The sequence below is a fragment of the Shewanella sp. FeAMO genome (assembly GCF_053653955.1).
Window position 1 is genome coordinate 723,141 of record NZ_CM132201.1, and the last position, 23,889, is coordinate 747,029.

Genomic DNA, 23,889 nt, shown 5'->3' on the forward strand with positions numbered 1-23,889 from the left:
TTCTTTTTGGTATCAAGATTTTGCCGGTGTGACCGCTATATATATAACCCTAAAGGGACTAACATAAAAACACAGGGCCCGGGTGCGGGCGTGGCAGGAAGGCAACATTTTGGGCTTGTCGGTAGCGGGTGGGGTCAAACCCGGCAGTGTAATAGAGATAGAGCAGCGTCTGTATCAGCAGTTGATACTGGGCAAGCAACGCATTGACAGTGGTGACGATGAGCTTGAACCTGAGCTGGAGGCGGTGGCCTTCAAGCTTGAGGTTGAACGCGAGGCGACTCTGGAGCGGCTCGCCAGGCAGCAACAGGCCAAGGCGCTTTATCAAAGAGTGTCGGCTCAATTGACCGATACCCTGGCGGCTGAGCTTGGCAACCGTCTGGCTTCCATCGAAGAAGTGACACGCCTGTCGGGCATCACAGATAAACAGATCTTGCTGCTGGAGTTATTGCAGCACCCAAGGCTTGATCTGGCACGCCTTCGTCCGGTCGTTGCCGAGCAGAGTTGGCTGGTGAGAGACTTGAGTTCTCTGGTGAACAGCCCTTCCTTCAGGGCCCGCAGGCCGCAGAATCTGGATGTGCAACTGACAGATCTCAAGCTGGTGCTCAGCTATATAGGCGTTGAGCACTTGCGGGTATTGCTCCCTTACTACAGCTGTCGTCATTGGCTGCCTACAGGCCACGCCAGTTTGCTTTGGACTGTGCGCAAGCTATGGCGTTTCTCTCAGGTGCAGGGCATTGCCGCCAGAACCCTGGCCAAGTTGCATGACTTGGATGCCCCAATGCTGTACGCGGTTTCCTTGATGCAGCAACTGGGGAGCTCAGTGCTGCTCTCCATGAGCGCCAAGCTGTTTGAGCAGTTGCGCGGCTCATGGCTCAGAGAGGCGAGCAGCGACAGGGATAAGGCGCTCTATGATGCCATAGCCCTGTGTGATTTCCCCGCCGCCTTGGTCTATTCCCTGGTCAAGCAGCATGCGCTATCACTCAATTGGCAACTGCCAACCCAGCTTGGGTTTGCGGATGCGGCCATGGTGACTCTGCTCAAGGAGCGGGACACGGCCCTTGGCTTCAGTCAGTTGTCACCCAATGCGGCAGTGCTGGCCAAAGCCGATTGTTTTGCCAAGTGTTTTTTACTGGAAGAGATGCGGCAACTGGAATTCAGGGACAGGCGGATCATGATGGCGTATCATGAGCTCACGGAACAGGAACTCATTCGTCTCAAAGGCCAGAATTACCGCAAACCCGAGCTGCTTTAAGCCGTTGCGGAGCTTGTAGGCCTTCCATGGAGGAGCTATGCCCAGTTGGCAAGCCTCGGTATTGAACCGGTTGTTAACTTATGTGGCGCGGCCATCGGTCAGTCGCGGCAGTGCCAAAGTGCCTCTGTGCGGCATTCGCCGGCGCTTACTGGAGATGGATCGCCGCTGGTTGGGCTGGCCGCAGGAGCTCAAGGTCGAGCACTGGCCGCTGAGCCACTCGCCGCTCATCCATTACCAGTTGCCGCAGCCAAGAGAAGTCAGCCTCTTCTATATTCGCGGCGGCGGCTTCTGTTTCAAGACTCCCCATGCCCATGCCCGTTTCCTGGCCGATATTATGCGGCGCAGTCTGGCGGACTGCTATGTGCCCGATTATCGTCTGGCGCCGGAGCACCCGTTTCCGGCAGCCTGTGATGATGTGCTGGAAGCTTATCGGATGACACTTGAGCATTGTGACCCGGGCAAACTGGTGCTGATGGGCGACTCTGCCGGAGGCAATTTGGCCTTGAGCCTGTTATTGCAGCTGAAACAGCTCGAGTTGCCGTTGCCGAGAGCCTGCGTGTTGCTCTCTCCAGCGCTGGATCTCGCCATCACAGGTGATACCGAGCGCATACTGGCTGCCGATGATCCCTTGTTCACCATTGAATCACTGCTCAGACTCAGAGGGGCGTATCTCGCCGGTAGTAACCCCATGTCTGAGCGGGTTTCGCCGCTTTATGGTTGCTTTAAGGACTTGCCGCCCATCTTGCTGCTGGCCGGTACCCGTGAGCTGCTGCTACAGGATGCCGAGCGCCTGCAACAGGCGGTATTGCGCGACGGAGGCCGGATAGAAGCTGGCTTCTACCTCAATATGCCTCATGTCTTTCCACTATTTGAACTCTTGCCCGAGGCCATGGAAGCCAGGGGCCAAATCGCTGCTTTTATACGCAATAATCTACTGTTATGATTGTCGTTAACTATTCAAAATAGGTGAATAGTTAACGGATTCGGTGTCAGTTGAGATTTTTTGTGACTATTTATGCCGTTAAACGGCAGATATTTGCCTGCTTAATTCTCAAACTCAGATCTTTATGCACTTATAGGCCAAGGCATTGCTCCTGCATATTGATCAAACTGGTATTTTGATCACAATTTCGCTAATAATGACACCTAAGCAACACAAGTAAGTGCAGTTTTACTCACAAAAAATAAAGATTAACTGCTTAAAACGGTGGCCGACAGAGCCGCCGACAACACAAAGGATGAGAAGGAATGAGTGTAAACATGAATTTGACACGTGCCCAGTTTGATGAAGTCATGGTGCCTAATTATGCACCGTCACCCGTTATCCCGGTTCGTGGCGATGGCAGTCGTGTTTGGGATCAGGAAGGCAAAGAGTATGTCGACTTTGCCGGTGGTATTGCAGTTAACTGTTTGGGCCACTGTCATCCAGCCGCCGTTGAGGCGCTTAAGGCGCAGGGCGAAAAACTCTGGCACTTGTCCAATGTGATGACCAATGAGCCGGCACTGGCATTGGCGACCAAACTGGTTAACGCCACTTTTGCCGACAAGGTCTATTTCGCCAACTCAGGTGCCGAAGCCAATGAAGCGGCCCTGAAACTGGCCCGCCGCTATGCTCTGGATAATTTCGGCGCCGAAAAAGATCAGATTATCGCCTTCGACAAGGCCTTCCACGGCAGAACCTTCTTTACCGTCAGTGTCGGTGGCCAGGCCGCCTACTCAGATGGTTTTGGCCCCAAGCCGCAGGGGATCACACACCTGCCATTCAACGATGTTGCCGCATTGGAAGCCGCGGTGTCGGACAAGACCTGTGCCATCATGCTGGAGCCGCTGCAGGGTGAGGGCGGTATCATAAACGCCACTCCAGAGTTTCTGGCCAAGGTGCGTGAACTGGCCGACAAGCACAATGCGTTGGTGGTGTTCGATGAAGTGCAAACCGGCGTTGGTCGTACCGGCGAGCTGTATGCCTACATGGGGACAGATATAGTGCCGGACATTCTCACCACTGCCAAGGCTCTGGGCGGCGGTTTCCCCATCGCGGCCATGCTGACCACTGACAAGATTGCCGCTCATCTTAAAGTGGGCACTCATGGTTCCACCTATGGTGGTAACCCTCTGGCCTGCGCCGTCAGCAACGCGGTATTTGATGTAGTCAATACCCCCGAAGTGCTGCAGGGCGTTAAGCGTCGTGAGCAACTGCTGCGTGATGGCCTGGAAAAAATCAATGCCAAGTACCAGGTGTTTTCCGAGGTACGCGGCAAGGGACTGTTGCTCGGCGCCGTGTTGAATGAACAGTATCAGGGACGCAGCCGTGAGTTTCTGTTGGCCTCGGTCGACAATGGCCTGATGACACTGATGGCCGGTGCCAATGTGGTTCGTTTTACTCCTTCTTTGATCATCCCTGAAAGTGATATTGCCGAGGGTCTGGCACGCTTTGAAAAAGCGGTCGCCAAGGTGGTTGCCGCCTGATCCCCGTGGGCCCAGGCCCACTTAGCGCAATAGACTCACAGCTGCTGTTCTGACGGGCCGGCCCGACGGAGCAGCAACTGTGGATGAGTGGAGATTTAACCATGTTAATCATACGGCCTATCCGAGCCTCAGATTTCCCGGCGCTGCGCTGTATCGCCGAAGAATCGGGCCATGGATTCACCTCGCTGCCGGTCAATGATGAGCTGCTGACCCGCAAGATTGCCCGTTCGGAAGCTTCTTTCGCCAAGGCGGTGGAAACGCCTTTTGATGAAGGCTACCTCATGGTGTTGGAAGACACAGAGACCCAGGAGGTCGTGGGCACCTGTGGTCTGGAAGCCGCGGTGGGAATGGAAGATGCCTTCTACCATTACCGTTTGGGCACAGAGGTTTATCATTCGTCGCAGATAGAAGTGCGTAACGAGGTTGAAACCCTCAGCCTGTGTCATGACTACACTGGTGCCGCCGAGCTCTGCACCCTGTTTCTGAGAGACTCCTACCGCAAGGGCAACAATGGCCGCATGCTGTCACGCAGCCGCTTTCTGTTTTTGGCCCAGCATGCCAATCGGTTCGGTGAAACTGTTATTGCCGAGATGCGCGGGGTCAGCGATGAAAACGGTAATTCCCCTTTCTACGGCTGGCTGCAGCAAAACTTCCTCGGCATAGACTTTATTCAAGCCGATTACCTCTCAGGTCTGGGGCAGAAGGCCTTTATGGCCGAGATGATGCCCCGCAGCCCTGTCTATGTCTGCCTGTTGCCCGAAGCGGCGCAGAAGGTTATCGGTGAAGTGCACACCAATACACGCCCGGCCCTGAGCCTGTTACAGGCGGAAGGTTTCCGCTGGCGCAACTATGTGGATATTTTTGATGGTGGCCCCACGGTTGAATGCAATCTGGCGGACATTCGCTCCGTGCGCGAGAGTCGCCTGCTGACGGTGCGTATCGGCGATATGCCCCAATCAAAGGACAGCTTTATTCTCTCCAACACCCATTTGGCAGACTACCGTGCCGGTTCGGCCAAGTTGGCGCTGACAGACGACAGTGAAGAAGTGATCCTGTCGAGCGAGTTGGCCGCCGCACTCTTGGTGGCAGACGGGCAATCGGTCAGGGTATTGGCAATATAGGAACAGCATAATGACACAATTTATCAAGGGCCAATGGCTCGCTGGCGAAGGCCAGGCAATGAGTTCAAGCAACCCGGCCAACGGCGAAACCCTGTGGCAGGGTAATGCCGCTACCCCGGCTCAAGTTGAAGCTGCCGTTGCAGCCGCCAGAGAGGCGCAGTTTGACTGGTTTATGCTCGGCTTTGACGGCCGCTTGCAGGTGATAGAGGCCTATCGCGATCAGCTGGAAGCCCATAAGGCGGAAATCGCCGACACCATAGCGCAGGAAACCGGCAAGCCACTGTGGGAAACGGCCACCGAGGCGGGTGCCATGATAGGCAAAATCGGTCTGTCGGTCGCGGCTTATCACAAGCGTACCGGCGAAACTGAAAATGAACTGCCTGCCGGGCGGGCCGTGCTGAGACACAAGCCACACGGCGTAGTAGCGGTCTTCGGGCCTTATAACTTCCCTGGGCATCTGCCCAACGGCCATATAGTACCGGCTCTGCTGGCGGGCAATACCGTGGTATTCAAGCCATCGGAACTGACGCCAAAAGTGGCAGAGCTGATGCTCAAGCTGTGGGAGAAAGCCGGCCTGCCCGCCGGGGTTATCAATCTGGTGCAGGGCGAAGTGGAAACCGGCAAAGCGCTGGCTTCACATCCTCAGCTTGATGGTCTGTTCTTTACCGGCAGCTCCCGCACCGGCCACTTGCTGCATCAGCAGTACGCCGGTCATCCGGGCAAGATCCTTGCCCTGGAAATGGGCGGTAACAATCCGCTCATCGTCAAAGGGATCAGTGATATCAAGGCGGCCGTGCACGAAATAATTCAATCTGCCTATATCTCCAGTGGCCAGCGCTGTACCTGTGCCCGCCGACTCTACATAGAGAAAGGTGAGCAGGGCGATGCTTTGATTGCCGCACTGGTTGCGGCGGTCAAAGCGATAGCTGTCGGCCCTTGGAATGCCGAACCTCAGCCCTTTATGGGCTCGATGATCTCTGAAGCAGCAGCCAAGGGAATGGTCACGGCGCAGCGTAATCTGCAGAATCTCGGCGGGGTCTCGCTGGTGGAACTAACCCATATTGAGAGCGGTACCGGCCTGGTGTCTCCAGGGTTGATTGATGTTACCGAGGTGATTGAACTACCTGATGAAGAGTATTTCGGACCCTTGTTGCAACTGGTGCGTTACAGCAGCTTTGACCGGGCGATTTCGCTGGCCAATGATACCCGCTATGGCCTTTCTGCCGGATTGCTGGCCGATAGCCGTGAAGACTATGACTATTTCCTAGCACGGATTCGTGCCGGCATAGTGAACTGGAACAAGCAGATCACCGGAGCCTCAGGTGCGGCGCCATTCGGCGGTGTCGGGGCATCGGGTAACCACAGAGCCAGCGCCTTCTATGCGGCCGACTATTGTGCTTATCCCGTGGCTTCCATGGAGGCCGATGGTCTGAGTTTGCCACAGGCATTGAGTCCGGGACTTAGCCTCTGACAGTGAAGGGAAGCGCAGTGGCGCTTCCCTTTTTTGAACATACCATTTGCCTTTGGGCAAACTGCATTACACAGGGAATAACCATGCATACAGATATCAATGCGCTGTTCAATGCCATGTGGCAGGACTATATCAAGATGACGCCATCGGCGGCCAAAGTGCACCAGCTGTTGGGGCAAGGCAAGGCGATTATTAACGACCATATCGCCTTGCGTACATTCAATCTGCCCAAGGTGGGCTTGGATGTGCTGGCAGCCCATTTCGAAGCGCTGGGCTATGTGGCTTGCGGCGATTATCGCTTTGAGCAGAAAAAGCTGGTGGCAAAGCACTTTGAGCATCCGGACCCGACTCAGCCCAAGGTCTTTATTTCTGAGCTGCTGGTGGAAGAGTTCAGCCCAGAGTTGCAACAGCGGGTTGCCGACTTGGTTGAGCAGATCCCAACCCAGGCTTTGACCGCAGATAACTTTACTTATTCAGGCAGACACTGGCAGCTTGACTATGACACCTACCAAGCCCTGCTCGCCGAGAGTGAGTATGCTGCCTGGGTTGCCGCCTTTGGTTATCGTGCCAACCACTTTACCGTGTCTGTGAACCACCTGGCCGAATTCAGCACCCTGGCTGCCGTCAATACCGCGCTCAAGGAGGCTGGTTTTACCCTCAACAGTGTTGGCGGTGAGATCAAGGGCTCGGCCGAAGTCTTGCTGGAACAGTCTTCCACCATGGCCGACAGAATCCCCGTCGCCTTCGATGACAAGACGGTAGAGATCCCCAGTTGTTTCTATGAATTTGCCCTGCGTTATCCCAAAGCCGATGGTGAACTCTATACCGGCTTTGTTGCTGCCTCGGCAGATAAGATTTTTGAGAGTACCAACGTCAAGTCGTAACAGTGCTTAATTAGTTACAGAATGGCCTCCTTAATTAAGGAGGCTTTTTTGTAAGTAAACAAAACATCATGCTTAATATAGTGAAGCATTAATGTTTTTATGATGTTTTGATTATGTTTTATATTGGTGTTAATTTGCCAAGGTTAATTTATTTTTATGATGTTTTTTATGATATATACCCAGTTTTTAATCTATTTAGACTAGTCATTAAGTGTTGGTGTTGATCACTGTGTTTTTCATGATTATGCTGTTTACATAAGTAACAATATGTATTGAATGCATTCGAGCTAATATCGAGACGCTATTCCGTTTGGGGCGGCGGAAAATCACATGAATAAGAGAAATAAGTCGAATAGTAAATTGCAGAGCTTGGTCAAGTTGGCCATGCCTTTGCTGTTGTTTTTGGCTTTTTCTAATGCAGCGATATCTAATGAGTTTGAAGAAGTTAATACGCTGATATCTATTGCCAAACAGAACGCGTCACCGGTAAATCAGTTGGCAATCTATTCACTCTCCTTGCCTTGTATTATGGCCGTTAAACTGGCGGATAACGCCGTCTTGGCCGAAGTGTTTAAAGCCATTACAGTCAGTTGGTTTATTTTGTTCTTATGCGGGCCCCGTATTCCCAACCTGGGTGTCCCGCAACTTTCCTTTGGTTGGATGCCCTATTGGGCGCAATTACTCCTCGAATGGGTAAAACCTATTCGTGGCAGTACCTCTTAGACTGGAATTATCTCCAGATTAATTCGTTTTAAATAAATTAAGGCTTTTAAATATGAGATCCGGTAAATATCACCGCGATCTGGCCTTGTCACGCATAATAAAAAGTAAAAAAGCAAAGACGAGCTTCCCTTTGCTGGGCTTACTATTGCTTGCGGGACAAGCTCAGGCGGTTAATGAGTTTGAACTCAAACAGGAAGAATTCGGCGAATGGACTGCCTATTTCAATGCGTCTTATACCCGCAATGTCTACAGTGAGTCGGCCTTCGATGCGTATCGGGCTTATAGCCTGGATGCCAGAGTCGATTACAACAGTGATTGGGGCAGTGTGCTGCTGACCTTTGGCGGTGAAAAAGAGACGCTGCACGGTAGGGAGTCGAGCTTTTTTGACCCCTTGCTCGAGTATCGAACGCCACTCTATTCTCTGACCGACACTCTGTCGCTCAAGGGCAGTGTCGGTGTCTATCTGCCGGCGGCGCATTACACCAAGCTGGATAGGCTGGAGTATGCCCCCAGAGTGGCGGCCTATCTCTTCTATCGCCCTGAGGGCAACTTCAGCTTCTACCTGTCTCCCAGATACAGGTACAACGCCTACAAGTACAAGACCGCCGGTGAGCGGGTGCTGATTGAACATCAGGTCGATCTGGTGGCCGATGCCTATTGGCAGTTTGCCAATAATTGGTACCTGGATATCAGCGGTCGCTATCGGATGTCGAAGAATTACCGTGGTCGTCGTATGGATGACCAATTCACCTTTGCCCAGGAACTGGGATGGATGCCTGCCGAGAGCTGGACATTGGCCATTGGTCATAACAACAGCGGCCGTTTCTACCACCCGGAACTGGGGCCTTCCGAAGGCTTTGAGCTGTATGACAAGCGCAGCTCCACCTTCTATTTCTCAGTAACAAAATACCTATAAACTCAATTTATTCAGAGGATTAAATGAAGAAGTCAAGTCTGAGCCTGGCGATAGCAGCCAGCCTGGCACTCGCAGGATGTGGGGCAGGAGAAGAACCGTACAAGGAGTTGCCCAAAGATGAGAAACAGATTAGCAGCGACTCGATAGAGAAGGCCGGTGAGCGCCAATACCTCTATATCCGCAGTGTCGGCAAGGCGCCGCGTTATGCCGCCGCTATCCGCGGCTTCAGCCAGGGGGATCCCAAGTTGGTGACCCTGCACAAGACAGAGAATGGTATTCAGGTTCGCCAGTTGGACCGGGACGCCATAGGTCTTGGTCATGACAGCCGCTACCAGGAGGGCATCAACCAGGCCCCGGTACTGACTATCCCCGGTGAGTATATAGACTTCAGATGTACCGAAGACAAGTGGCGTGAATGCATCAACGTTGAGCAGGTCAATACAGATGCCAACCTGACCTGGCAGGATAAGCGCTTCTTTGTGCCTGACTTTGCCGACACCAAGATTGCCGAGCTGGGGATCAACGATATCTTTATGTTTGGTGAGTGCGTCACCGAAACTGAATCCCCAAAACTGGTCAATGCCGGAGCCTACAAAGGCTATGAAATGGACCTGGACAAGGGCGTGATCAACTTCGAGATTGAACACACCTATCAGGCATCGGGCCAGTGTTTCAATCAGTTTTACGGTGGCAATCTGGATAATCTGTCGTTCACCACCACGGAATTTATCTCCATAGTGGCGCTGGATCAGCTGGCCAGTGAAGATTATCAAGCCATTCCTTACAGCGAGCATGAGAAGGGCACCTTTGGTTTCTTCAACTCCAGTCACAGCTATCGGGACAGAACCGACTCAGAAGGGGTGGATGGCTATGTTCGTACCTACCTGAACCGCTTCAACCCGGCTAAGAGTGAGTTGGTGTACTACTTGTCCAACAACTTCTATGAAGCCAAGAACAAGCCTTTCCTGGATGCGGCTATCGAATCTGTGACCGCGATGAATATCGCCAACAGTCGTTATCATACCGGCTTGCCACAGATTAAGCTGGAGCAGGCGGGCGATAAACGCCATGGTGATCTGCGTTATAACCATATCACTCTGTTTGATGAGCCTCTGGATAACGGTCTGGCCGGTTACGGTCCATCAGCAGCCAACCCACTGACAGGGGAGATTGTCAGCGCCAGGGTTAACCAATACAGCTCCAACCTCAAGCAAGGCGCGGTGCGTTACTATCGGCAACTGATGCTGGATTATAACCGCGGCAAGTTGGATGCGGCTTCGGTCGAAGCGCTCACCGGCGTGCCTTATCAGCAAGCCGTGGTTAAGCCAGCGGCTTCCACCACATTGCAAGCTGTGCCTGCGGCGCTGGACAAGCCCGCCGATGTGATGGTCGCCGCCACTCCGGCAGCTCTGCCACTCAAGCCCGCTGAGCAGCAGTTCAACGCCTTGGCCGACTTCGATGAAGCCAGCCGTGACTATTGGTCCGAGCATACTTTGATGCATGTCGACACTGTGTTTGCCGCAGGTGGTCAGCAAAGAATGCTGCCGGCCGGTGTCAAGGACCACAAGATTGATTGGCAGAATGCCGAGTTGTGGGTCAATGGTGATGTTGGCGGTAAGCTGCAGGCATTCGAGAAGCTGAGCCTGGATCTGCAGGATAGCCTGAGCACTGCGCTGGCCGCCCAGGCCTTTGCCGGTACCCTGACCCATGAACTGGGCCACAACTTCGGCCTGAGACACAACTTCGCCGGTAGCCGCGATGGTGACAACACCTTCAACCAACAGGAAATGGAAACACTGAACCAGGCCTTTGCCGGTGCCGGTTATCCTGATCTGAAAGTGAACGCCGAGTTCTCCAGCCAGATGGACTACAACGTCAACCGTTTTGCGACCACTTTTGAGCCCTATGACCTGGCGGCGCTGCGTTTCGGTTATGCCCGTGAAGTTGAGGCCGACAACGGCGACTTTGTCTCCCTTAAAGACGAAGATGCCAAGCGTCGTGATGAGCTGCAAAAAGGAGTGATCCAGGGCGAGACACGTTTCGGTGCGCTCTACAACATTGCCCGCGACCACAAGCTGCGCAGCTATGCCTTCTGTACCGACGAGCATGTGTCGCTCAACAGCAACTGTAACCGCAGTGATGCCGGTCAGAACCTGGATGACATCGCCCAGTTCTATATCGACAGATATCAGGACAGCTATGAAACCAGTAACCTGAGACATAACCGTCAGTCGCTTTATGAAGACCACAGCCTGGGTTACACCATTGCCCGCAAACGTCAGTTTGATGAGATCCGCCAGTTTATTGAAGATGTCAGCTTCCTCGAGGGGCTGTTCGACTTGCCGGAAAACTTCTTCGCCAACGACTGTCAGCTGAAAGCCGCAGCCGGCCAGGATGCCTGGTATTGTGCCAACCAAAGGGCGATGAACAAGGCGGCCGACCTGTTCCTGCGCCTTGCCGGTGAGAACGATGCTGTGGTAGATGTCACCTTCCGTACTGCAGATGGCCAGGCAGCCCTGAGACAGCAGTACAACTTTGCCAAGTTGCTGGAACAGTATCGCTTCAAGAGCGCCGACATGACCATGAAGTTTGCTCCGGGTGAAGTGATCAGCAGGTTTGCCGACTCTCCAGAGGCATTGAAGGAACTGATCATCAACTATGGTATCAAGGAAGAGTTCCGGGATATGTTGAGCGCCGATGTGACCTTCGCCGGTCGTTTGCTGAACGGGATCAAGGCGCCTGAAGGCTCGCCCAACCATCCTTATGTCAACGAGCGTGATGTGCTTGGGGTATGGCCGGACAAACTGCTGGCAGTGCGTGCCTTGGTAAGTCGCACGACTCCGAGATCGACTTCCAGCCGTGGTCACAAGGCGCTGGTGGATCTGCCACAAACCGGCAAGCTGTTCCAAGATATGCTTTGCCGCATGGCGCTGGGTAATGGCCCGGATCTGGTCAGCAATGGCAAGCCTTTGTTTGCCGATGCCTGCAACAGTAGCCCTGATCTGGAAACGTATCTGCCTTACTACAGCGATTTTGCCAGCCAGAGCATAGAGCCTCTGCCCAATTATGACCGCACAGTATCACGCTTCTTCGGCTTTGATACCGTCAATGGTCAACCCAAAGGCAAGAGCAACCTGCTGCAGATGATGCTGAGACAAGTGGTGTTGGCATCGGTCGACAGCGACTATCAGGGTGAGCAGAAGGCCAGGGTATGGCGTGAATATGTCGGTATTCATCAGGCTGCCCCTGGGCTGGATATGCAGGCCCAAGTGTCCCTGAACGGTAAAATCTACGCCGCGACAGCCGAGAATAAGTTGGCGCTGGCGCTGATTGCCCGCATTAAGGAAGTGGAGCAGTTTATCGCCTCGGCTTCTCCTGAACTGCTGGCGCAGCAGCTCAAGGGCGGCACTGTGGGTGAGATACTCAATGGTCAACTGAGCCGTGACCGCCTGGCTCTGAGCTACCTGCCTGTGCTTGATTGAGCCAAGGCCTGACAGCTTGATAACAAAGAACCCAGCCTAGGCTGGGTTCTTTATTTTTGTCTGAGTGACTCCTTGAGGAGCCAGGCTAACCTTCAGGCCTTGAAGGTCAGTGAAACCTTGAGTCCGCCCAGTGCCGGGCTCTTGCAGAAGTCGATATCCAACTGATACTGCTCGGCAATATCCTTGACTATCGACAACCCCAGCCCATGACCATTGATCTCTTCATCCAGGCGATTGCCGCGGCGGGTGAGGGTTTGCATGTTTTCCTCTGCCACCCCAGGGCCGTCATCTTCGACGCTGACATACACCAGTCCCTGATGTTGCCACACCCTCACCAACACCTGGCTTGAGGCCCACTTATAGGCGTTGTCCAACAGGTTACCGAGCAGTTCCATGCCGTCTTCTCTGTGGATTGGTAGCCTGGGAATACCATCACTGATATCGAAGCGCCAGCTAATCTGCTTGTGTCTATGCACCTTGTCCAGGGTCTGGCACAGGCTCTCCAAATCCCTTGGCAGTACCAACTGTGCCGCCGGCAGCATATCGCCTGTGATCCGCGCCGCCGCCAGTTTACGCTCTATCATCTTGTGGATCTGATCCAGTTGTTGCTCCAGTGCCCTGGCGGTATCGGGATCTTTCAGCCCCAGCGCTTCTACTTGCTGGCGCATCACTGCCAGTGGCGTCTTCAGGCCGTGGCTGAGATTGCCCAGATTATTGCGGCTGCGCTGAATTTGGTTACTCGTGTATTCAAGCAGCTCGTTGTAGGTTTCGGCCAGAGGTTTGACTTCTGGGGGAATGGTCTCCAGCGACAGCGAGTTGATCTCCCCCTCCCTGAGTTTGGCCAGCGCCTGTTTTATCTGCTTCACCGGCTTGAAGGATTGCCGCAATACCAGAAATATTCCCAGGATCATTGCCAGCAACATGGCCAGATTGACACTCAGTTTGGTGCCATAAACCTCGGTAAATACCTTGCGGCCTATGCTGAGATCCTGTGCCACCGTCAGGGTGGCATTGATCTTCTTGCTACTTGAGGTCAGCCCCAAAGACAACAGTTGAATGTCGTGATTCTGTGGCCCCTTGGTTTGCCAGGCACGGGTTTGCCCTGGCTCCAATTGCACTATTTCCAGGCGTTGATCCCACAAGGAGCGGGAGCGGATCTCCTGATCCGGCAGATTGAGCTGGTAGTAGCGCCCGGAATAGGCGGGTTTGTAGAAGCCGGAAAGCAGGCTCTGATCTATCAGGATCTCACCGTCATTGAGGTGAGTGGCCAGCGCCACTTGCTCCAGATCTTCCTGCAAGCGGTTGATAATAGAGTCGTGAAATGCCTGGCGCAGCATGGATTCCATAAACGCCAGGCCTATCAGGGTACTCAGTAACACCAGTGCTGTCAGCCACAGGCTCAGCTTGGTGCGGATGGACATCATCAGGATTGGCTGCCGTGAAAGATATAACCTTGGCCGCGACGGGTTTCTATCGCTGTCTTACCCAGTTTCTTGCGCAGATGGGTGACATAGACCTCGACCACATTGCTCTCTTTCTCATCATCAAACTGGTACAGCTTGTCGGTGATCTGTGCCTTGGAAAGCAGCTTCTTGGGCGACATCAAGAAGATCCGCAGCAAGCGAAACTCCATGGCGGTCAGGTCGAAACGTTGACCATTGACAGTCACAGTCTGCTCGGCTTCATCCAGACTGACGCCACCGAAGTTCAATTGCTTGCCGGGCACAGTGGCACGGCCATGGGTGCGGTGGATTATCGCCTGCAGTCTGGCCAGCAGTTCCTGGGTGTGAAAGGGTTTGCCCAGATAGTCGTCGGCACCGGCATTGAAGCCTTCAACCTTTTCATGCCACTGGCTGCGGGCGGTCAGCATAATCACAGGAGTGGTCAGCCCCTGCTGACGCCATTTTTCCAGCAACTGCAAGCCGTTGCCATCGGGCAGGCCGATATCGAGAATGATGCAGTCATACTGGGTTTCTTTGACCAGATAGTCGGCTTCTATGGCTTTGTCGGTCACATCCGTGACATAGCCTGCTTGCTTTAGTTGTTTTGCCAGTTCTTCAACCAGCAGGGCATTATCTTCAACGAGTAGAAGTTTCATTGGGACGACATTCGCTCGGTAATGGGATTAGATCATCGTGTAAACCTGTGCCTGCATTCAGACTCAGACTGACGATATGGCCATGTTCGACTTTTATCTGCAAATCATAACGCCATTCACCCTCTTTCTGATAGAGATGAGCGTCAATCAATTTGCCATGGCACACCCATTGTAGCTGAGAGAGAGTGGCATCCAGGGAGAGGATCGTCCCGGATTTCACTAATTCCTTGGCGATATCGTGATCGGGTTCCAGGTGGGGACTGGCCACTTCAGCCTTTGCAGTGCTCAAAGTCAGGCTAATAAAGCAAATGAAAAATAGCCCTCTCAATTGATGCTCCTGAAAAACAAAAGTGGCCAAGGTTATTACCTTGGCCACTCTATAGAATCAGGCTTAAATCAAGCTGAAGCTGGCTTAGCGGGTACCGTAAACTACTATGGTTTTACCGTGCGCCTGGATCAGGTTCTGCTCTTCCAGCATCTTGAGGATGCGGCCCACGGTTTCGCGGGAGCAGCCAACAATCTGACCGATTTCCTGACGGGTGATCTTGATCTGCATGCCGTCTGGATGTGTCATGGCGTCAGGCTGTTTAGCCAGATGCAACAGGGTCTGAGCGATGCGACCGGCCACGTCGAGGAAGGCCAGGTTGCCCACTTTCTGGCTGGTGCTTTGCAGACGGTGTGCCATCTGAGCGGCCAGCTTCATCAGGATCTCAGGGTTAACCTGGATCAGCTGCTTGAACTTCTTGTAAGAGATCTCAGCAATTTCACAGGCTTGCTTGGCGCGAACCCAAGCGGTACGCTCGGCTTGCTCTTCAAACAGACCCAGTTCACCGATAAAGTCGCCCTGATTCAGGTAAGAGAGGATCATTTCCTTACCTTCTTCATCTTTAATCAATACGGCAACAGACCCTTTTACTATGTAATACAGAGTGTCTGAATCTTCACCAGCATGGATCAGAGTGCTTTTGGCTGGATACTTATGAATGTGACAGTGTGATAAAAACCACTCCAAAGTCGGATCTGGTTTTGGCTTACCAATCAGAGCCATGCCTATGTTCCTCGATTGATTAAAACGAAAGTAAGGATATTCTAAATAAGGATTTTACGTCAATATCAAAGAGTAAACTTTGAACCAAGTCTTAGTTTAGACTGAGTGAATCAACGCAATTAAATCGCTAATCTTGGTTATCATTCTGATACTTTAGTGATACATGTCAACCAATACAGATTAAAAGCCCCTGGAATCGCTCCAGTCTGTAGGTTAAATCACATCTTCTTCACCTTGCTCACAATTCGCCAAGCCCATTGAGAGCTACTATTAGCGTTTTATTGGTGGATTGACCTCGACTTTCACGCCGGGTTCGGGCTAATTTATGAGTCTGTATGCATAGATTATCAAAGGGTATCAGAGTGAAATCTCCCTTAATTGCAGCGGCTGCCATGTTGGCCTTGAGTCTGTTCAGCGGACAGTTACAGGCCTTTGCCATTCCCCAGCCAAGCAAGGAAATTGCCGCCAGCAAACTGGCCTATATTCAGCTCAATGCCGCCAATGGTGAAGTGGAAGCTCAGTACCTGCTAGGTTTGATGTATCTCTCCGGCCGCTTCGTTGCCGAGGACAAAATTGCCGGCCTCGCTTGGCTGACCAAGGCTGCCGAAGGGGGCGAAACCAAGGCGCAGCAAACCCTGGCAGACCTGGCATTTGAAGGCAAGTTGATGCAGCGGGATTTGGCGCTGGCCGAGCGTTGGTATCTGCCGTTGGCGGAGCAGGGCAACCATTGGGCCAGGTTCAGACTGGGTTTCCTCTATGCTTCAGGTGGTGAAGGGGTTAACCGCCATTGCGGCAAGGCTGTGGCGTTTTTCAGCTCGGCCGGTGATGACATCTCTCTTGGTAATGCCGCCTGGATCCTGGCCACTTGCCCCGAAGCCAAGTACCGCGATGGTGGTCGGGCGTTGGCGCTTGCCAAGCAACTACTGGAAGACAACAATCAGGACCCCACCAATCTCGATAACTTGGCGGCAGCTTACGCCGAATTAGGGGATTTTACCGCCGCGGTGGCGACTCAGCAGCAGGCCATTGCAGCGCTGGAGCAGTCGCAGGATCTCAGTAAGGCGCTTGAATTCCGGCAGCGACTGGAGAGTTATCGCAGTCACAAGCCTTACCGTGAAGTGGTGCCCTTGATGGAATAACGCCCATTGTGAATGCTTCAAGCCGATACGGATAATCCCTTTGCTGAACGCTGGGTTTTGGTTGAAGTTTTACTGTGATTGATTGTGCTTGCGTCAGAGGAAGAGACTGAAGCTTGGATGGGGAGCAAGAATTCGGGTAATAAAAAATGCCCATTATGGGCATCTAAAATAGGGTAGGTTGTTGACATACTCGAGGGAACAAACAGATCAAGATGGGGGAATCTATCCCCAAGAGTATGTCAACCATCAGTATTTCGCCTGAAATCCCGATGACAGTAATTTACCCCTTTAGACTTAAATCAAACTTAATCGAGTCTGAAGCCAAAATTTATCTGCATCCAGCCTATTCAATATCCTGCTCCAGCAGGGCTTGGCGCTTATCCATCAGGTCTTTGATCAGCGGTGTCAGAATAAGCTCCATTGCCAGTGACATCTTGCCTCCCGGCACGACCAGGGTGTTAACCCTGGACATAAAAGCCCCCTGGATCATCTTCAAATAATAGGGGAAGTCGACATTGTTGATGCCGCGAAAGCGGATCACCACAAAGCTCTCGTCCAGGCTGGGAATATCCTTGGCGCTGAAGGGGTTGGAGGTATCTACCGTAGGGACTCGCTGAAAGTTGATATGGGTGCGGGAGAATTGCGGCGTCATATGATTGATATAGTCGTCCATCGAACGCACGATTGAGCCCATCACTTTTTCACGGGTATGGCCGCGCTCAGAGGTATCGCGAATGATCTTCTGGATCCACTCCAGGTTGACTATGGGTACCATGCCAATCAAGAGATCCACGTGCTGGGCAACATTGCTTTCGCCGGTCACTACACCGCCGTGCAGCCCCTCGTAGTAGAGCATATCCGTGTCTTCCGGCAGCGGTCGCCACTGAGTAAAGGTACCCGGCATCTGGTTGTAAGGCACGGCTTCATCGAAGGTATGCAGGTAGGAGCGGGTTTCCCCTTGTCCCGTGCCAGCATAGTCGGAAAAACACTTCTCCAGACGGGCAAAGTCATTGGCTTCCGGGCCAAAATAGCTGATGTTGCGGTTCTCGGCCTTGGCTTTGCGGATCATCACTTCCATTTCGGCGCGGGTATAGTGGTGAAAGCTGTCCCCTTCCACCATGGCCGCATTGATCCCCAGTTGTCTGAAGATGTGACTGAAGGCGGTTGTGGTAGTCGTGGTTCCGGCACCCGATGAACCTGTCACTGCGATAATTGGATGTTTTGCAGACATTTTTCCTACCTGTTTCAAAGAACTTGGGCTGCAGGCCGACGCTGTGGTTATCTGACCCGTTAACCTTTAGTTAACTACTTATAAAGGAATGCAGGGGGACGGGTCAATCGTCGACAAGTGGGGTACGCCGCACGATCTCCTCGCGGGAGCGGATGGCAACAGACTCGTCATCTTCGCTGAATTCTACCAGTAAATGGCCGCTCTTGAGCGCCAGGCGGCACTTGCCGATGGCCTGCTCCAACGCCTTGTCACCCAGGGCATCGAAACTGCCGTCTTCCACCTGGGAAAGCAGGTATTCCTTAATCAGGTTATCCAGGGTTTCCTTGGGCAGTTGCAGCAGGGATTCATAGGGTATCAGCATGGGTCGACTCCGTCAGATAACGCAGCAATCGCTGCTCCAGATAATAGCGTGGCTGCCACGGTGTGCCGCCCTCGATAAAGCCCACATGGCCGCCATTGGCATGCAGCTCATATTCGACGCAGGCGGGCAAATGCTCCAATGAAGGGATTACGGCGTCAGTCATAAAAGGGTCGTCTGCTGCATGCAGTATCAGGGTCGGTTTGGCTATCTTACCCAATAAAGGCAAGGCGCTGGCCCTTTGATAATAGTCATCGACTCCGTTGAAACCGTGCAGTGGTGCAGTCACCTGATGGTCAAAATCATAAAAGGTGTTCAGCCGTTTGATGGCCTCACCATTCAGCGGCAACTGGCTGTTGCCCCGCTCGAGTTTCAGCAGCATTTTTTGCTGCAATTGGCGGATAAGATAACTTTGATAAACCTTGGAGAAGCCTTTCTCCAACCGCTTGGCACAGGATGCCAGCGCCAGCGGTGCCGATACCACTGCGGCGCGGCTGAGCAAGCTTTTATCCGCAAATTCTCCCTGGTACTTGGCCAGTACATTGCCGCCGAGACTGTAACCTACCGCCAGCAGAGGCGAATGGGGATAGCGCTGCTTCAGGGTTTGCAGGCTATGGCTGATATCGGCCGTATCACCACTGTGGTAACTGCGCGCCAGGCGATTGTCTTCACCCGAGCAGCCTCTGTGATGGTGCACTACGGCTGCCAGCTCCAGCTTCTGACACTCGCGCAGCAGGCGGCGGATATAGTGGGAGTCGGCGCTGCCTTCCAGCCCGTGCAGTATTACCAACAAGGGCTTACCCGGGATTGGCGTCTTGAGCCAGTCGAGGTCGATAAAGTCGCCATCCTCCAGCTCCAGCCGCTCACGCCGCAGCGGTAGCCCTGCCACCTTGGTCAAAACAGGTATGATCGTTTGAAAATGGGGGCTCCTGGCCCACCAGGGCGGACGAAAACTACTGCTCATGGGATCTCGCTTGCGAAATGGCCTATTGCCGTGGGCACTTTGCTGTGGTTAATTGGTTATTGGCAGGATTGTAACACAGATGTCAGCACAGCTGAGTGCAGGGGAATGACAGGAGGACAGGCATGCAAAGACGGCAGTTTCTGCTTTGGGCTTTGGGGGGAACCAGTGCATTGGCATTGGGTGTCAGCCTCTATGAGGAGGAGGAAATCGCCAACCTGAGTGAGCACGAAAAGCCCCATGACCTTCTGCTTGGTGCCTTGATCCCCGTGTTGCTGGAAGGGGCATTGCCGGAGATTAACAAACATAGAAGCAGTGCCATCAATCGCACTCTGGATGCGGTCAATCAAACCCTGAAATGGCTACCTAAGGCCCAGCGTCAGGAATTGGAACAGCTGCTCGACATCCTGGAAAACCGCTTTGGTTTACTCTTGCTGAGTGGCAGCATGACGCCTCTGATGCTGCGCAGCCCCAATGAATTGGTCGAGTTGCTGGAATCCTGGCGCAGCTCTTGGATGGAGCTGCTGCAACAAGCTTATCTCGGTCTCAGAGAGTTGTTGATGGCAAGCTATTATGCCTGCCCTGAGCATTGGGACAGACTCAACTATAACAAGCCAAAACTGGCACTCTGATACCCGACTGGAGACACATTTGCCGATAGCTGATCCCATTTTGGCCGGGCTGGCCGCAGGTTGGAAACATACAGATGGAGCCTCTTTGACCGAGGATCTTGAATTGGAGACGGATGTTGTCATCATAGGCACAGGTGCCGGCGGTGGCACGGCGGCTGAAGTATTGACTCAGGCTGGGCTCAGAGTCTTGCTGTTGGAGGCCGGGCCGCTCAAGTCATCCTCTGACTTTGTCATGGAGGAGCGCCGCGCTTATCCAGAACTCTACCAGCAAGCGGCGGCCATGAAGACCCAGGATAAGGGGATCAGTATTTTCCAGGGTAAGTCGGTCGGCGGCTCCACCACAGTCAACTGGACCACTTCGATTCGCACCCCCAAAGCCACCTTGGATTATTGGCAAAGCCTTGGGGTTAAAGGTTTGTCCCGCAGCGAGTTGGATCCCTGGTTCGACAAGATGGAGCAAAGGCTTAATATCAGTCGTTGGCCGATAGATCCTAACCGCAACAACCAGGCCCTCAGGGATGGCTGTGTCGAGCTTGGCTGGGACTACACTGTTATCAAACGCAATGTGCTGGGCTGCTGGAACACGGGGTACTGCGGCATGGGCTGCCCGGTGAATGCCAAGCAATCCATGCTGGTCACCACAATACCGGCTGCCCTGAATGCCGGAGCAGAGTTATACAGCCATGTTCGCGCCGAGCGCTTCGAGCATCATGGTGAGCGGGTTTTTGCCCTCAGAGCCGAGGCGCTCGATGGCTATAACAAGCCCACTGGAGTCAAATTGATGATCCGCGCTCGTCATTATGTGGTGGCGGCCGGGGCAATCCACACTCCGGCATTACTGCTGCGTTCACAAATGACAGATCCCTATCAGTGCCTCGGCAAGCAGACCTGTTTACACCCAACCGTGCTCAGTGGCGCCCGCTTTCGGGAGGCAATCAATGCCCACTCCGGGGCACCGCAGTCGATATATTCGGATCAGTTTGTTTGGCAAGATGGTGCTACTGGTCAACCAGGATATAAGCTGGAGGTACCGCCGGTGCATCCTGTGCTTATTGCCTCCAAGACCTTGGGCTATGGGCCACAGCATGCCGAGCTGATGTCCTGGTTCAATCATCTGCAGGTCACCATAGCCCTGATCCGGGATGGCTTTTCGCCGGAATTGCCCGGTGGCCAGGTATTACTGACAGATAAAGGCACTGCCCTGGATTACCCTCTGACGTCGGCCTTGTTTGCCGCCGCCAGAAGGGCCTTTGCCAGCATGGCCGAGCTGCAGTTTGCCGCAGGCGCCGAGCAGGTTATGCCCATCAATGAGGGCGCCGGAATTTTGTCCTCCTGGCAAGAGGCCAAAAAGGTTATTGCCGACATGCCGCTGGCGCCACTGAAGACCATAGTGGCTTCGGCGCATGTGATGGGTGGCTGCGCCATGGGGGAAGACAGGCAGTTATCCTGGGTGAGCAGCGAAGGCCAGGCGCATTACTACAGCAATCTGTCGGTGATGGATGGCTCTGTATTCCCCAGCAGTTTGGGAGCCAATCCACAGCTGAGTATCTATGGTTTGACTGCGCGCAACGCCAGCTTGCTGGCCCGGAGGCTCAAGCCTGAGCCAGCAGAGCAGGATGTTGCTGAGGGCTGAGGTTGAACTGTGCCAGATAGGTACTGAGATTGTGTTGCTTGTTTTCAGTGACGCTGCGAGGCAGGCCATTGAGTTTGTGCAATATCAGCTGCTGCCCTCTGCGTTCCATCATCAGCTCGACATCCAACATCTGTTGGTACTCGGCTTGTCCCAGGTTGGGTTTGGCCAGGCGTCTCAGCCGCCGATAGGGGCGCAGAATGCCGCTTTCCCACTGCTCAACTTCGCTGTGGAGCTGGGCCCATGAGCCCTGGTTGAGGCTAACGCCTTTGTTGTCCAGGGTCAGCGCCAGCAGCAAGAGGTTGACTATCAGGCCGTGTTCATCCTGCAGCTTTATCAGCAGGCTTTCCAGCGCCGGGTAAAGTGTTTCACATTCCTGCCAAAGACTAGAGGTAAACAGACTCGTATGTGGCACGCTTTTCTCCTTGCTTGCAATCTCAACACCCGGGTTTCCCCGGCTCAAAGGCCTGACTCGGCTTCGATGGTGTCTATCTCTTCCTGAAGTTCCAACCAGTTCATTTCACTCTCTTCCAGCGCCTGCGACAGTCGGGTGCGCTCGGCGAGGATCTCCGTCAGTCTGGGCTTTTGCTCGGCCTCGTAGAGAGAAGTATCCGCCAGCAGATTTTCCAGCTCCGCCAATCTGTCGGTAGCCTGGCTCTGCTCGGCTTCCAGTTTGGCCTGACGTTTCTTCAGCGGTGATAGCTTTTGCCTCAATTCAGCTTCCAGGCGCTTTTGCAGCTTCTTGTCCTGGGCCGGTGAGGCTTCGTCAACCTGAGACACACTTGCCGTTGCGGCTTTGGCGGCATCCAGCAACCACTGGTGATAGTCATCCAGATCGCCATCGAACATCCGCACTTCGCCGCCATCGACCAGGTAATAGTCGTTGCAGGTGAGTCTCAGCAGATGACGGTCGTGGGACACTATCACCATGGCGCCTTCAAAGCCCTGCAACGCAACGGTCAGGGCGTGGCGCATCTCCAGATCCAGGTGGTTGGTGGGCTCATCGAGCAGCAATAGATTGGGGCGTTGCCAAACCAGCAGCGCCAGCACCAGACGGGCCTTTTCACCACCGGAGAAGGGACGCACTTGGGCAAGTGCCATATCGCCCTGGAACCCAAAACCACCGAGGAAGTCTCTCAACTCCTGTTCGCGGGCATTGGGGGCCAGGCGCTGCAGATGCTGCAGCGGGGTATCATCCAGCTGTAGAAACTCTATCTGATGCTGGGCAAAGTAGCCGATATTGAGCCCGGGATTGGGCTCGTACAGGCCGCGCATGGGCGAGAGTTGCTCAGACAGCAACTTAATCAGGGTGGACTTACCGGCACCGTTGCGCCCCAGCAAACCGATGCGGGCGCCGGGTACCAGATTGAGATGCACCTTGTTGAGAATAGCCTTGTCGCCGTAGCCGACCGACACATCTTCCATCTTCACCAAGGGGTTGGGCAGCGCATCCGGCTCGCGAAACTCCATATAGAAAGGGCTGTCGGCCTTGGAAGGCATCAACTCAGTCATCCTTTCCAGTGCTTTCAGGCGGCTTTGGGCCTGTTTGGCCTTACTGGCCTTGTAACGGAAGCGGTCCACAAAAGACTGCATGTGCGCACGCTCTCGCTGCTGGCGCTCATAGGCCACCTGTTGCTGGGCCATACGCTCGGCGCGAGTGTGTTCAAAGGCGCTGTAGTTACCCTTGTAGAAGTTGAGTTTCTGGTGTTCCACATGGACGATTTCGTCCACTATGGCATCGATAAAGTCACGGTCGTGGCTGATCAGCACCAGCGTACCCTGATAGGATTTAATCCAACCCTCCAGCCAGTACATAGTATCCAGATCCAGGTGGTTGGTGGGTTCATCGAGCAGTAATAATTCCGAGCGACACAGCAGTGCCTGCGCCAGATTGAGACGCATCCGCCAGCCGCCGGAGAAACTCTTCACCGGATGGCTCTGCTGGGCCTCGGTAAAGCCAAGACCTGCCAGTAGGGTACCGGCACGGGCGCGTATGCTGTAGCCGCCTACGGCATCAAGCTTGCCGTGCAGTTCGGCTATCCTGTGGCCATTATCCTCTGCTTCAGCTTTCGCCAGCTGGGTTTCGAGCTCGCGAAACTCACGATCGCCATCGAGCACATATTCCAGTGCCGATACCTCCAGCGCCGGGGTTTCCTGGGCAACGGTTGCAATGCGCCACTGGGATGGCACGCTGATCTCGCCTTTGTCCAGGTGTAGTTGCCCTAAAATCAGGGCCAGCAATGAGGACTTGCCCGTACCGTTGGCGCCGACTAATCCCACCTTGTGGCCGGGATAAATAGTCAATGAGGCCTCGTCAAGCAAGGTCTTGGTGCCACGGATCAACTGGGCATCGGAAATGGTGATCATGAATACTGCTTTGGAATACGCTGAATTTATGGGGCCAGATGATAGCCCAGAACCCCGGCCTCAGGCTATAGCAGCAACACTTTGCTGTGAGCTGGCACCTGGGTGTAAAA

At 53.8% G+C, this 23,889-nt stretch carries 21 protein-coding genes; 12 read left to right on the forward strand and 9 right to left on the reverse strand.

Annotated features, from left to right (window positions below; translation table 11 throughout):
* Positions 1–109 precede the first annotated feature (109 nt).
* From ACWAU4_RS03365 to ACWAU4_RS03405, 9 genes are all read left to right on the forward strand, one after another.
* A complete protein-coding gene (locus tag ACWAU4_RS03365; RefSeq protein ID WP_208125489.1) occupies positions 110–1,252 on the forward strand; it encodes an HDOD domain-containing protein in 1,143 nt (380 codons plus the stop codon).
* A 37-nt stretch (positions 1,253–1,289) separates the two neighbouring features.
* Positions 1,290–2,195, forward strand: a complete 906-nt coding sequence (locus ACWAU4_RS03370; protein WP_071239090.1) for an alpha/beta hydrolase — start codon at positions 1,290–1,292, stop codon at positions 2,193–2,195.
* A 305-nt stretch (positions 2,196–2,500) separates the two neighbouring features.
* On the forward strand, positions 2,501–3,718 hold the full coding sequence (locus ACWAU4_RS03375; protein ID WP_028779706.1) for an aspartate aminotransferase family protein: 1,218 nt from the start codon (positions 2,501–2,503) through the stop codon (positions 3,716–3,718).
* A 101-nt stretch (positions 3,719–3,819) separates the two neighbouring features.
* Positions 3,820–4,839, forward strand: a complete 1,020-nt coding sequence (gene astA / locus ACWAU4_RS03380) for an arginine N-succinyltransferase (RefSeq protein ID WP_025011311.1) — start codon at positions 3,820–3,822, stop codon at positions 4,837–4,839.
* A 10-nt stretch (positions 4,840–4,849) separates the two neighbouring features.
* The gene (gene astD / locus ACWAU4_RS03385) at positions 4,850–6,310 is read left to right on the forward strand and encodes a succinylglutamate-semialdehyde dehydrogenase (protein ID WP_454290451.1); all 1,461 of its coding nucleotides are present in this window, start codon (positions 4,850–4,852) and stop codon (positions 6,308–6,310) included.
* 83 nt (positions 6,311–6,393) lie between these two features.
* Positions 6,394–7,194: a DUF1338 domain-containing protein gene (locus ACWAU4_RS03390; RefSeq protein ID WP_025011309.1), complete on the forward strand. Its 801-nt coding sequence runs from the start codon at positions 6,394–6,396 to the stop codon at positions 7,192–7,194.
* A 330-nt stretch (positions 7,195–7,524) separates the two neighbouring features.
* On the forward strand, positions 7,525–7,917 hold the full coding sequence (locus ACWAU4_RS03395) for a hypothetical protein (protein ID WP_025889173.1): 393 nt from the start codon (positions 7,525–7,527) through the stop codon (positions 7,915–7,917).
* Between the two features lie 52 nt (positions 7,918–7,969).
* Entirely contained in the window at positions 7,970–8,833 is an 864-nt protein-coding gene (locus ACWAU4_RS03400) for a hypothetical protein (RefSeq protein WP_317058508.1), read from the forward strand.
* Positions 8,834–8,856: 23 nt separating this feature from the next.
* Positions 8,857–12,315 carry a zinc-dependent metalloprotease gene (locus ACWAU4_RS03405; RefSeq protein WP_096141985.1) on the forward strand — a complete coding sequence of 1,153 codons (3,459 nt, stop codon included), beginning with the start codon at positions 8,857–8,859 and terminating at the stop codon, positions 12,313–12,315.
* A gap of 92 nt (positions 12,316–12,407) precedes the next feature.
* On the opposite strand, the gene ACWAU4_RS03410 is transcribed toward ACWAU4_RS03405, so the two are convergent.
* The 4 genes from ACWAU4_RS03410 to crp form a co-directional block, all read right to left on the reverse strand.
* A complete protein-coding gene (locus ACWAU4_RS03410; RefSeq protein WP_208125493.1) occupies positions 12,408–13,739 on the reverse strand; it encodes an ATP-binding protein in 1,332 nt (443 codons plus the stop codon).
* Positions 13,739–14,413 (reverse strand): response regulator transcription factor, encoded by a 675-nt coding sequence (locus ACWAU4_RS03415; RefSeq protein WP_025011305.1) that lies wholly within the window; start codon positions 14,411–14,413, stop codon positions 13,739–13,741. Before ACWAU4_RS03415 ends, ACWAU4_RS03410 begins: the two co-directional genes overlap by 1 nt.
* Positions 14,394–14,741 carry a PepSY domain-containing protein gene (locus ACWAU4_RS03420; RefSeq protein WP_025011304.1) on the reverse strand — a complete coding sequence of 116 codons (348 nt, stop codon included), beginning with the start codon at positions 14,739–14,741 and terminating at the stop codon, positions 14,394–14,396. The genes ACWAU4_RS03415 and ACWAU4_RS03420 overlap by 20 nt, the downstream gene beginning before the upstream one ends.
* 84 nt (positions 14,742–14,825) lie before the next feature.
* On the reverse strand, positions 14,826–15,461 hold the full coding sequence (crp, locus tag ACWAU4_RS03425) for a cAMP-activated global transcriptional regulator CRP (protein WP_025011303.1): 636 nt from the start codon (positions 15,459–15,461) through the stop codon (positions 14,826–14,828).
* Between the two features lie 356 nt (positions 15,462–15,817).
* Here crp and ACWAU4_RS03430 point away from each other — a divergent pair, with 356 nt between their 5' ends.
* On the forward strand, positions 15,818–16,600 hold the full coding sequence (locus tag ACWAU4_RS03430) for a tetratricopeptide repeat protein (protein ID WP_025011302.1): 783 nt from the start codon (positions 15,818–15,820) through the stop codon (positions 16,598–16,600).
* A 343-nt stretch (positions 16,601–16,943) separates the two neighbouring features.
* On the opposite strand, the gene ACWAU4_RS03435 is transcribed toward ACWAU4_RS03430, so the two are convergent.
* The 3 genes from ACWAU4_RS03435 to ACWAU4_RS03445 form a co-directional block, all read right to left on the reverse strand.
* Positions 16,944–17,831, reverse strand: a complete 888-nt coding sequence (locus ACWAU4_RS03435) for a phosphoribulokinase (protein ID WP_025011301.1) — start codon at positions 17,829–17,831, stop codon at positions 16,944–16,946.
* A 103-nt stretch (positions 17,832–17,934) separates the two neighbouring features.
* Complete coding sequence (locus ACWAU4_RS03440; protein ID WP_107110097.1) at positions 17,935–18,192, reverse strand: YheU family protein; 258 nt, start codon at positions 18,190–18,192, stop codon at positions 17,935–17,937.
* Positions 18,176–19,153, reverse strand: coding sequence for a hydrolase (locus ACWAU4_RS03445; RefSeq protein ID WP_144168361.1), 978 nt, complete (start codon positions 19,151–19,153; stop codon positions 18,176–18,178). Before ACWAU4_RS03445 ends, ACWAU4_RS03440 begins: the two co-directional genes overlap by 17 nt.
* A gap of 122 nt (positions 19,154–19,275) precedes the next feature.
* On the opposite strand from ACWAU4_RS03445, the gene ACWAU4_RS03450 reads away from it, so the two are divergent.
* Both ACWAU4_RS03450 and ACWAU4_RS03455 read left to right on the forward strand, forming a co-directional pair.
* Positions 19,276–19,782 carry a hypothetical protein gene (locus ACWAU4_RS03450; RefSeq protein ID WP_028779710.1) on the forward strand — a complete coding sequence of 169 codons (507 nt, stop codon included), beginning with the start codon at positions 19,276–19,278 and terminating at the stop codon, positions 19,780–19,782.
* 19 nt (positions 19,783–19,801) lie between these two features.
* Positions 19,802–21,415 (forward strand): GMC family oxidoreductase, encoded by a 1,614-nt coding sequence (locus ACWAU4_RS03455; RefSeq protein WP_144224939.1) that lies wholly within the window; start codon positions 19,802–19,804, stop codon positions 21,413–21,415.
* Here ACWAU4_RS03455 and ACWAU4_RS03460 read toward each other — a convergent pair.
* Together ACWAU4_RS03460 and ACWAU4_RS03465 are read right to left on the reverse strand one after the other, a co-directional pair.
* Positions 21,375–21,827: a DUF2390 domain-containing protein gene (locus ACWAU4_RS03460; RefSeq protein ID WP_208125494.1), complete on the reverse strand. Its 453-nt coding sequence runs from the start codon at positions 21,825–21,827 to the stop codon at positions 21,375–21,377. The two genes, ACWAU4_RS03455 and ACWAU4_RS03460, sit on opposite strands and share 41 nt — an antisense overlap.
* Before the next feature lie 44 nt (positions 21,828–21,871).
* On the reverse strand, positions 21,872–23,779 hold the full coding sequence (locus ACWAU4_RS03465; protein WP_107110094.1) for an ABC transporter ATP-binding protein: 1,908 nt from the start codon (positions 23,777–23,779) through the stop codon (positions 21,872–21,874).
* Positions 23,780–23,889: the final 110 nt, after the last annotated feature.

Coding starts and splice junctions, on each gene's coding strand:
- ACWAU4_RS03370 (WP_071239090.1), top strand. CDS start 1,290: ATGCCCAGTTGGCAAGCCTCGGTATTGAACCGGTTGTTAACTTATGTG.
- ACWAU4_RS03375 (WP_028779706.1), top strand. CDS start 2,501: ATGAGTGTAAACATGAATTTGACACGTGCCCAGTTTGATGAAGTCATG.
- astA (WP_025011311.1), top strand. CDS start 3,820: ATGTTAATCATACGGCCTATCCGAGCCTCAGATTTCCCGGCGCTGCGC.
- astD (WP_454290451.1), top strand. CDS start 4,850: ATGACACAATTTATCAAGGGCCAATGGCTCGCTGGCGAAGGCCAGGCA.
- ACWAU4_RS03390 (WP_025011309.1), top strand. CDS start 6,394: ATGCATACAGATATCAATGCGCTGTTCAATGCCATGTGGCAGGACTAT.
- ACWAU4_RS03395 (WP_025889173.1), top strand. CDS start 7,525: ATGAATAAGAGAAATAAGTCGAATAGTAAATTGCAGAGCTTGGTCAAG.
- ACWAU4_RS03400 (WP_317058508.1), top strand. CDS start 7,970: ATGAGATCCGGTAAATATCACCGCGATCTGGCCTTGTCACGCATAATA.
- ACWAU4_RS03405 (WP_096141985.1), top strand. CDS start 8,857: ATGAAGAAGTCAAGTCTGAGCCTGGCGATAGCAGCCAGCCTGGCACTC.
- ACWAU4_RS03410 (WP_208125493.1), bottom strand. CDS start 13,739: ATGATGTCCATCCGCACCAAGCTGAGCCTGTGGCTGACAGCACTGGTG.
- ACWAU4_RS03415 (WP_025011305.1), bottom strand. CDS start 14,413: ATGAAACTTCTACTCGTTGAAGATAATGCCCTGCTGGTTGAAGAACTG.
- crp (WP_025011303.1), bottom strand. CDS start 15,461: ATGGCTCTGATTGGTAAGCCAAAACCAGATCCGACTTTGGAGTGGTTT.
- ACWAU4_RS03435 (WP_025011301.1), bottom strand. CDS start 17,831: ATGTCTGCAAAACATCCAATTATCGCAGTGACAGGTTCATCGGGTGCC.
- ACWAU4_RS03440 (WP_107110097.1), bottom strand. CDS start 18,192: ATGCTGATACCCTATGAATCCCTGCTGCAACTGCCCAAGGAAACCCTG.
- ACWAU4_RS03445 (WP_144168361.1), bottom strand. CDS start 19,153: ATGAGCAGTAGTTTTCGTCCGCCCTGGTGGGCCAGGAGCCCCCATTTT.
- ACWAU4_RS03450 (WP_028779710.1), top strand. CDS start 19,276: ATGCAAAGACGGCAGTTTCTGCTTTGGGCTTTGGGGGGAACCAGTGCA.
- ACWAU4_RS03465 (WP_107110094.1), bottom strand. CDS start 23,779: ATGATCACCATTTCCGATGCCCAGTTGATCCGTGGCACCAAGACCTTG.